Genomic DNA, 13912 nt, shown 5'->3' on the forward strand with positions numbered 1-13912 from the left:
TTTCAACATTAATTATAACACAGGAATCGAAATTTGTTAAGGGTGGATTTTATAAAGCTGACACTATTCATTCTCGAGAAATCTGCGGCCCAAAATCACAGCCGCATAATCATCCAGCGGGCGGGAAGTTCTCCAGCCGATAAACCGGGATATAAACTGCAAAAAAAAGCCGCCTTCCTCTTTAAAATATAGCTTTTGAGCCTCTCGGGTGCTGTTTTTTTCCTCCACAAAATGCAGCTCGATGTCTTCCGAAAGTCCCGGCAAAAGCTCCTCGGCCAAGCGCCGGGAGCCGGTGCCGCTGCCAATGACCAGATGCCGGGGATGATATTCTTCCACCAGTTTCCCGGTGCCGGCTGCTGCCTCATCCCGGGAAATGATGGTCATCTCGCAGACCTCTCCCTTTCCGGTTAAAACGGCAGCTCCCACCTTCTCCCGGCCGGGATCGAGCGCAATAATGTCAGACATCCTCTTCATCTCCGGAAAATTCTATCCGGGCGGCCTCTTCCTCTCCCGAAGCCGCCTCGATGGAAAAGGTAATGTTATCGCTCAAACGATCACTGCGCCAGATCTCCTCGCTGGCTTCAACTTTGACGCTTACCTCTCCTTCATACTCCTGTATATCGCTGACCAGCTGATAGAAGTTGACAAAATCCAGGCTGCCGACGGTGCCGTCGATATTCTGCAGAATTCCCTCCTGGGAAGCATGATAATTCACCTCGGCCAGGAGCTCTCTCAATTCATCATCTATCTCGGAGGTGCTGCTGTCGGCATCTATGGTCCGATCGGCTATGCTTTCTCCTTCATCGTAGACCACAAAATTCCTGTTAAGATGCAGATCAGCCCGCAGTTTATCATGCCGGGGCACATTGACCCGGGCCGCCAGACTGATTATCATCCGCTCGCCCCGCTCTAAATTATAGAGCAGCTGGGCGGCATGCAGAATATCCTCGGTCTGCAGATGCAGCGCCATACCGGTATCGTCATCGAGCTCGATCGGCCGTTCGGAAGCAGCCGCATTGGCCTGGGCCAAAAAGTCATTGATATCGGCTATAATCTCGTCCTCACTGCGCCCGCCCTCTATCACAGCGGAATAGATTATCTCACCGCGGCGGAAGACGATATCCTCATCCCGGAAATAGGCCAGCTGATCCCGGGCCTCGTCCAGTTCCTCGCTCACTGCGGCCAGCTCTTCGTTCAGCTCCTCGATTCTATTCTCCAGCTCGTAGCGCTCGCCGCTCAAATCATCGACCATCACCTGCAGCTCATCCCGTTCGTCTCTCAATTCATCGAGCCGACCCTGCAGTTCATCGCGCTGTTCTTCCATCTCTTCGACCTCCGCAGTCCGGCGCTCAAGCTCGGTATCGAGCTGCTCGAGCCGCTCCATGACCTCGTTGATGTTGAAAAGCGCCTGCCGCAGTCCGGAATAGACCGAGAGCAGAATTACCACCGACAGGGTGGCGATGACCATCCCGGTCACCACCGTAATGATGATCGAGGAATAGCGGGGCCTGAGCCCGAAAATGGATATGCGTTTTTTGCCGATCTTCATGCCGAGCTGATCGCCGATGTAAGCGATCATACCCGACAGCAAAATCAGCATTATCACCAGCACAAAAGCATACATATCAATCACCTACTTTCTGGCTCTGTAAAGCATGATCAGCCCCAGGAAAAGAAAGATCAGATTCTGCCACCAGGCTCCCAGCCAGGGCGGCAGAGTTCCCTGGCTTCCCAGGGCATCGCCCAGCGTCATCATGCCGTAATATATGAAGATGATGATCACGCTCAAGCCCATACCGGTGGCCGAGCTCCCGCCGCGGTGCTGCCTTAAGCCCAGCGGGGCGGCCATAAGCGTAAAGATAAAGCTGGCAAAGGGAATGGCAAAATTTTGATGCCAGAGCACCCTCTCCTCTAAAGCCTCATCCCCCTGAGCTCTGAGCGCCTCGATATGAGCGGCTAGCTCGCGCTGGTTCATCTCGTCCGGATCTCTATCCAGCTCGGCCATGGCCTCAGGATCGCCGATATCAGCCTTAATCACGTATTCATCAAAATCCAGCTGAGGAATCCTCTCGCCCGGCCGCAGCTCAAACATGCGGCCCCTGTGAAAATGCCAGTCCTCATTCCGCCAGATAGCGCTTTCAGCCTCGATTAAAGAGTGCGGACGTCCTTCCTGAAATTCCTGCAGAATCACACCCGTCATCTCGCCGGTATCGGCGTTAAAATAGCTGGCATAGAGAACGAAGTCCGGGCCGTCGTGATCGGGATCCAGCGGCGTCAGAAAAAAATCGCTCTGGCTTCTCGGCAGCTCCTCTCCCGTTTCGATTCTGTGCACATGCCGGGCATAGCGATAATTGGCCCGGGGCACCACGTATTCATTGATGGCGATTGCCCCCAGACTGGCCGTGAGTCCTATGAGCAGGGCCGGCACCACCAGCCGGGTGATGCTAAAACCTCCGGCCCTCAGCGCTATAATCTCGTTATCGCCGGTAAGCCGGCTGTAACCTAATATGGTGGAAAGAAGAGCCGCCATGGGAAATGTATAGACGATAATCTGAGGTAGCGACAGCATAAAGAGTTCGATAAGCCGCAGAAAACCGATATCCCAGCTGGCGTAAAGATCGGCCAGCCGAAAGAGAATATCGGTTCCCACAAAGATGGCGGTAAAGGCTGTCACCCCGAATATAAAGGGCTTTATCAGTTCCAGCAGTATATAGCGAAAGTAAATCTTCATAAACGCACCTCTCAACTTTATTATACCATATCGAAATCCATATCTTAAATCATCCGCCGCCGACAATTCCCCGCAGCTTACATCTTAAATCTCTCGCCCAGATAGAATTCGCGGGCCTCTTTGCTGTCGGCCACCTCATCGGCCGAGCCCGAGAGCAAAATCTCGCCCTCGTGCATGATATAGGCTCTATCGGTGGTATCGAGAGTTTCCCGCACGCTGTGATCGGTCACCAAAACGCCCAGCCCCTTCTCCTTGAGATACTGGATTATGTCCTGTATCTCATTGACCGCGATCGGGTCGACTCCAGAAAAAGGCTCATCCAGCAGGATAAAAGAGGGGTCGGTGGTCAGAGCCCGGGCAATTTCGACCCGGCGCCTTTCGCCGCCGGAAAGCTGATAGCCCTGACGGCCGGCTATCCGCTCGATGCTGAACTCCTCCAGCAGCTCATCGGCTCTTTTTTTCCTCTCCTCTTCGCTCATATCCTGACCCTCGAGAATGGTCAATAAATTTTTGCGCACACTCATTTTGCGGAAAACCGAAGCTTCCTGGGCCAGATAACCGATGCCCTGGCGGGCTCTTTTATACATCGGCAGCCTGGTGATATCCTCCTCATCGAGAAAGATACGGCCGCTGTCGGGACTTATCTGTCCTACTATCATATAAAAGGTAGTGGTTTTGCCAGCCCCATTCGGCCCCAGAAGACCGACTATCTCGCCTCTATTGACCTCGAGATCCACTTCATCAACCGCGCGCAGACTGCCGTAGGTTTTGACCACGCTGTCAGTTCTGAGCGTCATTCTGCTCTTCGCCTCCGTTTTCTTCGTCTCCGTTTTCCTCTTCGTTCACACCGGATTCTTCCTCATCGAGCATGCGCACCCGGGCCTGGCCCAGAAGGTCGACTTTTTCCTCCGCTAAATCCACCTCAACTTCATCAGCCTCGAATTCATCCCGGGCCCGGGTTCCTTCAACGCCGCCGTAAAGATAGGCCATGTTCTCACCCATCATGTATTCGATCTCCTCAGCCTCCGCATAAAGATCGATATATTCCAGATCGGGATCGCCGGTAAAAACAGCCCGTTCCTCATCGATATAATAGATCATATGCCGGGAGGAGACGAAAAGTTCGGCCGAGTCGAATTCCACATTTTCGCGAAAAATGACCTCGCCGGTAAGCGAATTAAGATCGGCCTCGGCCCCGGTCACTTCCAGCCCCTCGCTGTAAAGACGGGCATTACCCCGGGCCTCGATCAGATATTCACCCTCCTCCAGAGTGGTTATATAAATTTCATCGCCCTCCAGATCGCGGTAGGTCTGAGCAGAGATCGGGCCAGAACCGGCCGCCACCAAAACAAAAATTGTCAGTATCGTCAGCGCAAAAACCAGCGAAAATTTAGTTTTCATTTTCTTTTTCCTCCTCATCCAGCCAGCGGACGCGGGCGGGCTCATCCTCATCCCCGTAAAGTCTTATGCTTTCCAGGTCGCCGGGGGCGGTAAAACCCTGGCCGTAAGCGATAAAATCGGGCCCAAATATCTCTGTCGGCCTCTCCGAGCTGATCACATCATCCCGCTGCCGCCAGACCGCATCGTGAGTTTCAAAGCGCAGCCTTTCGGAGAGAATGGTGCTGGGACCGGGAATAATGAGCTCGCCGGCCGGAATATCGTAACGGCCAAACTCGCCTTCCATGGTATAATCCGGTTCTCGTTCGGGTTCAAAATCTTCATCTGCGGGCGGTTCCTCCTCCGGATCGCTGAAGGCGGAAACGAAAACGGGCTCGAAGGTAACCTCCTGAAGCTCCTGCCGGCGCACAGCCTGCTCCGATTCGACCAGATAATGGGTATCCCCATCGTCGCTGTAAAGCGTTAAAAGTCCATCGCGGATGGCCTCGCCGGGCTCCTCGATCAGCTCCTCGGCTTCTCGCTCCCGATCTATCTCCTCATCCAGATCCGGGTCTACTTCTTCCGGCTGATCGGGATCGGTACAGCCGGTTAAAGCCGTCATCAGGAGCAGAAAAGTCAGCGATATTATCAAAATCCGAAAAATTTTTCCGGACAGAGCTGACAGCACATTTATCATTCCTCTCCGGTGAAGGAGGCAGGAAATCCGCCCGTCTTTATGACCAGTTCGGCCGCTCTCTCAGCGGCCCCGGGCGATCCTACCTTCTCTCTAACCTCCCGGTAGCCCTGCTGCTGGGCAAAGTTGGCCTGATCATCCAGCAGCAGCTTTCCGGCCCTTTCATATATTGTATCATCGCTGACCTCTTTTTGCACCAGCTCGGGCACAACCTCGCGTCCGAGAATGATGTTCGGCAGGCTCACGTGATCGGTGCGCAGCAAAATCCGGGCCGCCGCCGCTGTGATCCGATCAGCCCGATAAACGACCAGCTGAGGACATCCTATCAGAGCCGCCTCCAGTGTGGCGGTGCCTGAGGAGATAATGCCCAGATCGGCAGCCCCCATCACCCGGCGGGTATGACCGGCGATTATCTCCACCTCGTCGGTGAGAGAGTCATTCAATCTTTCCCGGACCAGATTGCTGTCCTCGGAGCGAACAGCCACCACCGGCCGCAGATAATGATCATCCTGAAGTCTGCGGGCGGCTGCCAGCATCGGCTCCAGCAGGCTGTCTATCTCTCTTTTTCGGGAACCGGGCAGAAGAGCCAGAACTTTCTCGCCGGATTTAAGCCGGGGCCGTCCTTTATTTTTGATGACCTCCTCCAGCTGATCCCGGCAGCGGCGGTGATCATAGGCAGAAGTAATCTCATCCCGCAGAGGATGACCCACGTATTCCACATCGGCCCCAACTTTTTTATAGACCTCGTACTCCTGCGGAAATATAGCAGCCACTTTGACCTGCTGACGGGCCAGCCAACGGGCCCGCCACCGTCCCCAGCTCCAGGCGGAGGGAGGGATATAATGGACGGCCGGAATATCTCTCCGGCGCAGCCCCCGGGCTAGATACATATTAAAGCCGGAATAATCGACCAATAAAGCCGCCCGGGGTTCATTTTCTTCGGCCGCTTGCAAAAGCCTGTGAGCCCGGCTCAAATGGCCGGGCAGACCGGCAATAGCCCCGGCCAGGCCGAAGCTATTTTCGCCTTCGGTCTTCACCACCTGCTTCTGCCCCAGGCGGGCTAACTCTCTGCCGCCCATCCCGCTTATCCGCAGCGGCGAAACTCTGTTCCTTATTTTTTTTGCCACCCGGGCCGCATGCATATCGCCGGAGGGCTCACCGGCCACTATCATCAGTTCCTGCACCTAATCGATATCCTCCTTTCTCCGGGACTGCACAGCTATGCCGCTCTTTTCAGCTTTCCTGAGGAATTCTTCCTTTTCTATAATCATCACGCCGCCGGCCTCGATCACCAGCCCGGCCGCCTCAATTTCGGCCAGAAGCTCTATCGTTTTGGGTCCGACGGCCGGGATATCGAGGCGATCATCCTGCTCGGGGCGGGCTGCTTTGGCCATAATCGCTCCCGCTCCCCCCAGCCGGCCGGCTCTCTTGATGGTCTTATCGGTGCCTTCAGCCGCTTCCACAGCCAGCACGGCTCCATCCCTGAGCAAAACCGTCTGACCTATTTCCAGGCCGGCCATCCTTTGAGCCAGTTCCATCCCCCGGGCAAAATCCTTCTCCAGGCCTTCATGCTGACTCTCATCCCCGGCCAAAAGACCGATCTTTGGCCTTTCAAAATCCATATATAAATCCTGAGGCAGAAGCCTATAACCGTAATCCTCCAGCTTTCCGGCTATACCCTCCAGGATGGTTTCATCCTCGTAATCGGGCAGACCGGCTAAAAGCAGCTGCATTTCCTCGTCGAGTTCTATATCCTCATATAATCTTTCTTTATAAACTTTGCCCAGCATAATTACATCTTCTATATTGTCCTCGTCCATCAAATCCAGCAGATCTCCCAGTCTGCCCAGTTCTATATCGCGCACTCTCTCGGCTTTTTCCAGGGGCGGAGTTGCCTCCTGATGAATGCGGTAGGCTACCACCTCTAGTCCTGCCTTTTGGGCGCGCTCAAGCCAGATCTCCGGCAGTTTATCTCCGCCGGCTATCAGCGCAGTTCTGGTCATCTTTATTCCTCCTCACTCTGACCGGGACATATTTCCTGACTCTCACAAATAAAGTCCAAAAGCTCACCGGGCCGGTCTCCGGTCCAGCTGCGGGATTTAAGTTCCTTTAACTGCCGCCTGAATTTTCGCCGGCGGGCAGCCGCACCGCTCCGCCGGGGATCGGATTTCCGGGATTTTTCATTTTCGCCTCTGTTTTTCCGAAAAAGCGCCTTAAATATTGTCTTCAGCTCGCTGAATTCATTTTTCTTTATGCCATCACGCCTCAGCCCTACGGCATTGAGACTGTGCACGCGGGCCGGTATCCCGTCGGCCAGCAAAAAGGGGGGCACATCACTTTGAAAATGAGAATGTCCGCCCAGCATGGCCAGCCTGCCCGCTTTCACCCCGGAATCTATAACCGACATGCCGGCCACAAAAGCCGACGTATCTATGCGGGCCCCGGGGCGTACTGTGGTGGCATTGGCTATTTTTACCTGCGAGCCCAGGCTGACCCCCGGTTTTAATACCGCATAGGCCATGATGAAATTTTCATCGCCGGCTGAGACTTTCCCTTCCTGCTTGATCACCTGCTCATCAGCCTTCACGGGTGCGCTGTCGGCTGTTATCTGAACATATTCTCTGATGATATTATCCTCACCCATACGGATCTTACCGGAAGAGTAAGGTCTCTCGTCGAAAAAGCGGTGATAGCGGCAGGAATCCGTGAGAATGGCTCCGCTTTCCACCCGGCAGCCCGAACCAAGCCGGATATCGGCGGTGAGCTCGGCCCGGGCTCCGACAAAGCAATCATGGCCCAGCTTTACCTCGGGGCCTATTCTGGCCTCTGGACCTATCCAGCAGCCGGCACCCAGCTCGGCTTTATCAGCTACACTGGCTGTGGGATGAATTTCAATATCGGCCAAAATCGCTCACCCCTGGGGCCGGCGGGTGGCGAAGGTGAGCTCGGCTTCGGCGGCCAGTTCACCTTCCACCCGGGCCTCAGCTGCTACTTTGCCCAGCGAGGAGCGCAGACGCAGCATCTCGACTTCCAGAATGAGAGTATCTCCCGGCACCACCTGCCGCCGAAACTTGGCTGAATTGATACCGGCAAAATAGGCTATGCTGTCGCTCTCTTCAGGGGCGCTCTGATAGAGGAGAAAACCTCCGGCCTGAGCCATCGATTCCACTATCAAAACCCCGGGCATAACCGGCTGCTGGGGAAAATGGCCCTGAAAGAATTCCTCGTTAATAGTCACATTTTTTCGGGCGCGCACAAATTCTTCCGGCTGACATTTTTCTATCCTGTCTATCAGCAAAAAGGGATACCTGTGAGGCAAAAGCCCCTTTATATCTCCAATCTCATGCCGGCCTGTACCGGAGGAATCTGCTGTTTCATCCTCCTGTGCTCTGTCGTTTTTCTCCTTGTCGCTCATTTAAAATATGCCTCCTTATAATAATTGCTGGAAGATATAAAGCAAATTGATACTCGAAATTTTTCGAAACTCAGGTTGAGTCCAATTTATATTTATTTTAAACTATCTCTGATGCCGACCAGAACCCGGGCCAGCCTCTGGTTGGAACTGTGACCGCTTTTTACTGCGGAAAAATGGGCTCTTACCGGACCGGCTAAAAAGAGATCTCCGATAAGATCTAAAAGCTTATGACGGCAGGCTTCATCGGGAAAACGCAGTCTGCCCTCCGCCCCCTCCGGACCGAAAATTACAGCATTATCGCGGCTGCCGCCCCGGGCCAGCCCCGCCTTTTTGAGCTCTGCGATCTCGCACTTCAGGACATAGGTTCGGGCCGGCGCCAGTTCCTCGAGATAATCATCCCCGGTGAGGTTAAAACTACACCTCTCACGTCCGGGCGGTCTGTCGCCGTAATCCAGCTGATAGGAAAAACTGACTTCTTTATCCTCCGACGGGAGAGCAGTCAGAGAAACATCGCCATTCTGAAAGCATATTTCCTCTTTGAGCTGCAAAACCTCCAGAGGCGCATCCAGCTTCCTGCTGCCGCTCTCTGCCATCATCCGGGCCAGAGGTTCCGCGCTGCCGTCACAGGCAGGAATCTCGGGTCCTGTCATCTCCACGACCAGATTATCCAGAAAGAGGCCGGCGCAGGCCGAAAGCAGATGTTCAACGGTCCGGACCAGCGGTTTATCCTCCCTCCCCAGTACAAGAGAGCGCCGACAATCATGAACGTTATCGGCTGCAGCTGAAATTACCGGCCTTCCCTCCAGATCGATCCGGCGAAAGAGCACACCGGTATCAGCCGGCGCCGGCTTCAGCCGCAGATGACAATCTTTACCGGTGTGCAGACCCCGGCCACTCAATTCAACCGCGGAGGTGATGGTGGTCTGTCTGCGCGGATATATCAATTCAGCCTCGACTTTTTTATTTCCGGTGGCGGCCATTTTCTACCCCCATTTGCTCTTTCTTGTATTCAGAGAGAGTGTTTTTCAATTCTTCAACCTCGCTGCTCAGCTTCTCGACCCTGTTCTTCAATTGAGGCACCCGGCGCAGCTGAGCCTCCAGCTTGAGATATTCCCTGTGGTTCTGGACAGGTATGCCGGAGTATATCCCCGGCCCCTGCAGATCTTTGCTCACCTTGGCCTTGCCGGTAAGGGTTATCTCATCTCCTATCTCCAGATGGTCCTCCACTCCCACCTGTCCGGCCAGAGTGCAGCTCCGTCCGAGGGTGCTGCTGCCTGCAATTCCGCTCTGTCCAGCAATTAGAGTGGCCGGACCTATCTCGACGTTGTGAGATATCTGCACCAGATTGTCGATCTTGCTGCCTGCTCCTATTCTGGTCTCCTCTTCGGCCGCGCGGTCCACGGCGGTTAGAGCCCCTATCTCCACATCCTCCTCAATAACCACCCGGCCCTGCTGGGGCAGCGGATAATGTTTTTTATCTCCGCTGGCATAACCAAAACCATCGCTGCCTATTACAGCTCCGGACTGAATCTCGACCCTATCACCTATCATTACCTCCCCCATAACCCGGACTCCCGGATGCAGCAGACAATTCTCGCCCAGCTCCAGCTGTCCGACCAGAATACAGCCGGGCGCAATCCTGCTGCCGCTGCCGATCTTTACCGGACCCCTTATTACGGCGCCGGGATGAACCGATACCCCTTCACCCGCCTCGACGCGGGAATCCACGCAGGCATCTCCGGCGATGCCGGGCTGGTGATAACGATCATCGGGCATAAGTTCATAGGCTTTAGCATAGGCCAGACGGGGATTATCGACGAGTATGGCCGGGGGTTTTTCCTCCAGTTCCCGATAAAGTTCGGGCTGAATCAGAACCAGTCCTGCCTCAGCCTCCCGGGCCATCTCCATATAATCCCGATTCTGCACGTAGGTTAGACAGTCTTCATCGACCGCAGCCGCACCCTTCAACCTGTTTATCGTCAACCCGGGATCTGTTTTGAGCTCGCCCCCAACTTTTTCAGCAATTCTGGCCGCGGTCAAATCCTGCTCACTCTTCATATTCTCCCTCCTCAGCCAGCTTCTCCATCTTTTCGGCCACCTCGGCGGTAATATCATCACTAACTCTGTGGGCTGCTTCAGCGGTCACCACCGCATCGAACTCGCCCGAATTTTCCATCTCATCTATTGCAGCCTCGATCCTCCTGTCCAGCTGCTTTTGAATCTCCTCATACTCTTTTTGATAGCGTATGTAAGCTATCCGCTGTTCTTCTGTTTCAGGTTCGCCCCGGTCGAGCTGCTGATAATATTCTTCATACTCACCGCTGCGTTCTTCCAGCTGTCTCTGCAGCTCTTCGGCGGGCTCAGCAGTCTCTATCAGTTCTTCCAGATCGATCTGAGCCACCCGGTATTCAGGCGGCCTCTCACAGCCCCCCGCTGCCAGCAAAAGCAGCAGAGCTGTTATCAAAGCGGTCAATTTCATCATCTATCGCTGCTCCCCTTCCGCCTGCAGTTGAATTCCATAAATATTTTGATAATGCTCCTCCAGCTGTTCCAGCTGATGGGTAAAGTATTCTTCCAGCCGGTTTATTTCCGCCTCCAGTTCCGCCGCCAGCTCACCGGAAACTTTCTCCAGCCTTTCGACCTTATCCCGACGGCGATTTTCAATATCCGTCTCCGCCCTGGCCAGGGTAAACCGGCGAAAACTGTTGAATTCCTGAATCTTGCGCCCGCTGCGTCTGAGCTGTTCCTGCTGCATTCGGCTCTCCAGCTGAGCTTCAACCTGCTCGACCTGAGAGGAAATATCAGTTTCGATCTCCTCCAGACGGCTCTCAAGCTCTTCACGCCTCTCCTCAGAAAGATCCATGGCTCTGAGCTTAACGTTCAGGCTCAAAAGCTCCGTTCTGTATTCCTCTCTGGCCTCCTGGCGAACCTCATCCAGCATACCGATCTCTCTGTCGCGTATCTCCCGCTGGAGTTCCTCTATCTCCTGTTCCATCTCCCTTTCTCTTGCGGCTATTTCGGCCTCGGCTTCCGCCAGACGCTCCTGACTGTAATTTTCAAATTCCCGCTCGAGTCGATGCTCGAGACCGGCCAGCCTTCTCTCCTGGCCTCTTTCCATCACATCCTGGCGGTCAGCTCCAAACTTTTCAAAATTTGCCGCCGTCCCCTGCAGCCGAGCGCCGCTCTGGCTGCGATAAGCTTCCAGCATATCTCTATAATGAATTTCCGGAGTTTCTTCGGCCAGCCGGCGGGCCAGCTCACCGGTATCCCCATGCGCTCCTTCCGGAGAAATCCGGCGTTCCGGACGTTCGATCTCGACAGCTGTGCTCTGCAGATAAACCGCTCCCAGCATAACTCCCCCGGCTATAACCGCCAGCACCAGGGAAAAAAGAGCATATTTGACCACTTTAGTAAAAATCTCCACCGGACTTCTCCTCCTCGATCTGCAGGTTATCAGTCAACCTCTTCTTCCTCATCCTCCTCGACTTCAGTTTCATCGCCCTCATCACTCTCATATAATTCTTCGATCTCATCCATCACTGCGGGGGTGAGATCATAGCCGCCGTAGAGCACATTTTCTCCTTCCAGCACGACCTCGAGCCCTTTTTCCTGGGCCAGATCGGTAATTATATCTTCTATATCGGCGAGCACCCCGGAAATAAGTTCCTCCTCGCGCTGACTCAGCTTCTGCTGATATTCGCGCAGCAGCTCTTCCTGATCGCCCTGCTCGAGCTCCTGAGCTTCAGCCTCGAGCTCGGCCTGCAGTTCTTCAGCCTCAACATTCAGCTGTTCCTCAGCTTCCTGACGTTCCGGATGCTCTTCAAAAACAACCTCGACATCGACAAAAGCTATTCTGCCGGTCAGATCCGGATTTTCATCGCCGGCTTCGAGCGCTGCCTCCGAAAATAACAGTCCTGCTCCAAGACCTACTATAAGTACTGCCGCTGTCAAATATAAAATGTATCTGCGCTGGCTCAACTGTCATCCTCCTTTTAAATATGTTCAATATTTTTATCGCTTTTTTCCGCCGCCCGGCATATTGAGCTGCTGTTCAATCTTAAAAGGCCTGACCAAAACCTATATGAGGTGTGCCGGACCAGTCGTCATCGAAACCATAATCCAGACGTATATGGCCAATCGGCGTCGCCAGTCTCACTCCCAGACCGGTGCCGCGCTGCAGATCAAAAAAGTGAGGGGTCGATTCATCGTCATCCCAGACGTCGCCGTAATCATAAAAGGCAGCTCCCTGCACGGTGTCGGTTATGCCGAAACGATATTCGGCATTAAAAAGCGCCATATTATCGCCGCGTTTGCGCGAATATCCTCTCAGAGTGTCCGGACCGCCGATGATGAACTCCTCGTGCAGAGGCACATCGGTATTGCTGATGCCGACCTCTCCGCGAAGTGCTATCGAATGGTCATCGGCAAACCCCTCGTGATAGGTGCGATTATCAGCCCGGGCTTTGAAATAATCATCGTCGCCGCCCAGCACATAGCCAGCGGTCTCGATGGAAAACCTGTTCATGGTGCCCGAGTCGGGATCGATGGGATGATTGCGGGTATCTCGCTGTACATAATTGGTCACGCTGCGGGTAGAAACCCTCTCATCTATGTCGCGGCTGTACATCAAGCCCAGTCCGCCGCGCCAGGTATCGGTCAGAGGATGTTCGAAATAAGTCTCCACGCCGCGCACCTGGGTATCTATGCGCTCCTCATCGTAAATCTCGATGCCAAAGCCCAGCTCAGTTCCGTAAAGGCGGGGTTCTTCGAAGTGAAGATTGTATCGCGTTTCGTCGCCAAAGCGCCATTCAAAACCTAAATTCTGACCGCGGCCGCGCAGGTTGGTCTCCTCGGCATCAACAAAACCGAACCAGCCGTCCTCGGAGTGATAGCCCGCTCCAAAATTTAATCTGCCGGTGTCGGCTTCTTCCATCTCCAGGGCCAGATCCGCTTTGTTGGCCTGTTCATCGATCATACGCAGATCGGGATAAAGCTCCTCGAAGTATTCCAGCCGGAAAAGTCGCTGGGTGGCCTGTTCGATCTGTCTTTGATTGATAGGCTCTCCCTGCTCGAGATTTTCCAGCTCGCGCATGATAACATAATCGCGGGTTTTTTCGTTGCCCTCGAGAACGATCTCGTTCAGATAGCCGGGATTGCCCCTGACGATAAAACGACCGTCCGGAGTAAAATCGACCTCCTCCACCCGGGCCAGAACATAACCGTCATCCTGAAAGCGGAAGGCCAGATCCTGCAGCCCCTGATTGAGCCTTTCGACGTTTAAGACTTCATCCTTTTCCACATTTAGCACCGAAAGAATTTCTTCCTGGCTGTATATTTCTTCCAGACCGGATATATCGACCTCCGTGATTACTGGAAACTCATGTACCCGAAAGAAAGCCACAAGGCCTTCAGCCCCGGTCGAAAAACTGATGTTAACGTCCTCGAAATAACCCAGCTCATAAACTCTTTCCATATCCTCACGCAGTTTTTCGCGGTCGTATTCATCGCCGGGTTCGGTGGTTATTTCGGCCCGTATTGTTTCCTCAGAAATATTTTCATTTCCCTCTATGACGATTTCAGCAACTCTCTCCTGGCCCTGAACAGCAGCGGTGAAAGAGAGTATTAAGACGATAGTCACCACTGCCGCCGTCAGCTTATTTCTCATCTTTATCCTCCTCAAAAAATGAACAGTTAT

Annotated in this window: 16 protein-coding genes; all 16 read right to left on the reverse strand. The window is 54.0% G+C overall.

Translation table 11 applies throughout. The features are described from left to right. Positions 1-63: 63 nt before the first annotated feature. Positions 64-465 carry a RuvC family protein gene (locus BLT15_RS01070; protein ID WP_089757820.1) on the reverse strand — a complete coding sequence of 134 codons (402 nt, stop codon included), beginning with the start codon at positions 463-465 and terminating at the stop codon, positions 64-66. After that, positions 458-1624: a DUF3084 domain-containing protein gene (locus BLT15_RS01075; RefSeq protein WP_234985462.1), complete on the reverse strand. Its 1167-nt coding sequence runs from the start codon at positions 1622-1624 to the stop codon at positions 458-460. Before BLT15_RS01075 ends, BLT15_RS01070 begins: the two co-directional genes overlap by 8 nt. 9 nt (positions 1625-1633) lie before the next feature. Next, the gene (locus BLT15_RS01080; RefSeq protein WP_089757823.1) at positions 1634-2731 is read right to left on the reverse strand and encodes an LptF/LptG family permease; all 1098 of its coding nucleotides are present in this window, start codon (positions 2729-2731) and stop codon (positions 1634-1636) included. A gap of 77 nt (positions 2732-2808) precedes the next feature. Further along, positions 2809-3528, reverse strand: coding sequence for an LPS export ABC transporter ATP-binding protein (lptB, locus tag BLT15_RS01085; RefSeq protein WP_089757825.1), 720 nt, complete (start codon positions 3526-3528; stop codon positions 2809-2811). Further along, positions 3512-4132 carry an LptA/OstA family protein gene (locus tag BLT15_RS01090; protein WP_089757826.1) on the reverse strand — a complete coding sequence of 207 codons (621 nt, stop codon included), beginning with the start codon at positions 4130-4132 and terminating at the stop codon, positions 3512-3514. Before BLT15_RS01090 ends, lptB begins: the two co-directional genes overlap by 17 nt. Further along, complete coding sequence (locus BLT15_RS01095) at positions 4122-4760, reverse strand: LptA/OstA family protein (RefSeq protein WP_234985450.1); 639 nt, start codon at positions 4758-4760, stop codon at positions 4122-4124. The genes BLT15_RS01090 and BLT15_RS01095 overlap by 11 nt, the downstream gene beginning before the upstream one ends. A gap of 41 nt (positions 4761-4801) precedes the next feature. Continuing rightward, the gene (gene lpxB / locus BLT15_RS01100; RefSeq protein ID WP_089757830.1) at positions 4802-5986 is read right to left on the reverse strand and encodes a lipid-A-disaccharide synthase; all 1185 of its coding nucleotides are present in this window, start codon (positions 5984-5986) and stop codon (positions 4802-4804) included. After that, positions 5987-6805: an LpxI family protein gene (locus tag BLT15_RS01105; protein ID WP_089757832.1), complete on the reverse strand. Its 819-nt coding sequence runs from the start codon at positions 6803-6805 to the stop codon at positions 5987-5989. A 2-nt stretch (positions 6806-6807) separates the two neighbouring features. After that, a complete protein-coding gene (locus tag BLT15_RS01110; RefSeq protein WP_089757834.1) occupies positions 6808-7707 on the reverse strand; it encodes a DapH/DapD/GlmU-related protein in 900 nt (299 codons plus the stop codon). A gap of 6 nt (positions 7708-7713) precedes the next feature. Continuing rightward, positions 7714-8217 (reverse strand): 3-hydroxyacyl-ACP dehydratase FabZ, encoded by a 504-nt coding sequence (fabZ, locus tag BLT15_RS01115; RefSeq protein ID WP_089757836.1) that lies wholly within the window; start codon positions 8215-8217, stop codon positions 7714-7716. A gap of 92 nt (positions 8218-8309) precedes the next feature. Then, positions 8310-9197, reverse strand: a complete 888-nt coding sequence (gene lpxC, locus BLT15_RS01120) for a UDP-3-O-acyl-N-acetylglucosamine deacetylase (RefSeq protein ID WP_089757837.1) — start codon at positions 9195-9197, stop codon at positions 8310-8312. Continuing rightward, positions 9178-10275 (reverse strand): UDP-3-O-(3-hydroxymyristoyl)glucosamine N-acyltransferase, encoded by a 1098-nt coding sequence (lpxD, locus tag BLT15_RS01125; protein WP_159429753.1) that lies wholly within the window; start codon positions 10273-10275, stop codon positions 9178-9180. The genes lpxC and lpxD overlap by 20 nt, the downstream gene beginning before the upstream one ends. Beyond that, positions 10265-10699 (reverse strand): hypothetical protein, encoded by a 435-nt coding sequence (locus BLT15_RS01130; protein ID WP_089757841.1) that lies wholly within the window; start codon positions 10697-10699, stop codon positions 10265-10267. Before BLT15_RS01130 ends, lpxD begins: the two co-directional genes overlap by 11 nt. Further along, positions 10700-11641: a hypothetical protein gene (locus BLT15_RS01135; protein ID WP_089757842.1), complete on the reverse strand. Its 942-nt coding sequence runs from the start codon at positions 11639-11641 to the stop codon at positions 10700-10702. It lies immediately after the preceding gene. Between the two features lie 29 nt (positions 11642-11670). Next, positions 11671-12195 carry an OmpH/Skp family outer membrane protein gene (locus BLT15_RS01140; protein ID WP_089757844.1) on the reverse strand — a complete coding sequence of 175 codons (525 nt, stop codon included), beginning with the start codon at positions 12193-12195 and terminating at the stop codon, positions 11671-11673. A gap of 79 nt (positions 12196-12274) precedes the next feature. Further along, on the reverse strand, positions 12275-13882 hold the full coding sequence (locus BLT15_RS01145; RefSeq protein WP_159429754.1) for a BamA/OMP85 family outer membrane protein: 1608 nt from the start codon (positions 13880-13882) through the stop codon (positions 12275-12277). Positions 13883-13912: the final 30 nt, after the last annotated feature.

It is taken from the genome of Halarsenatibacter silvermanii (genome assembly GCF_900103135.1).
In the GTDB taxonomy this organism is placed as follows: Bacteria; Bacillota; Halanaerobiia; order Halanaerobiales; family Halarsenatibacteraceae; genus Halarsenatibacter; species Halarsenatibacter silvermanii.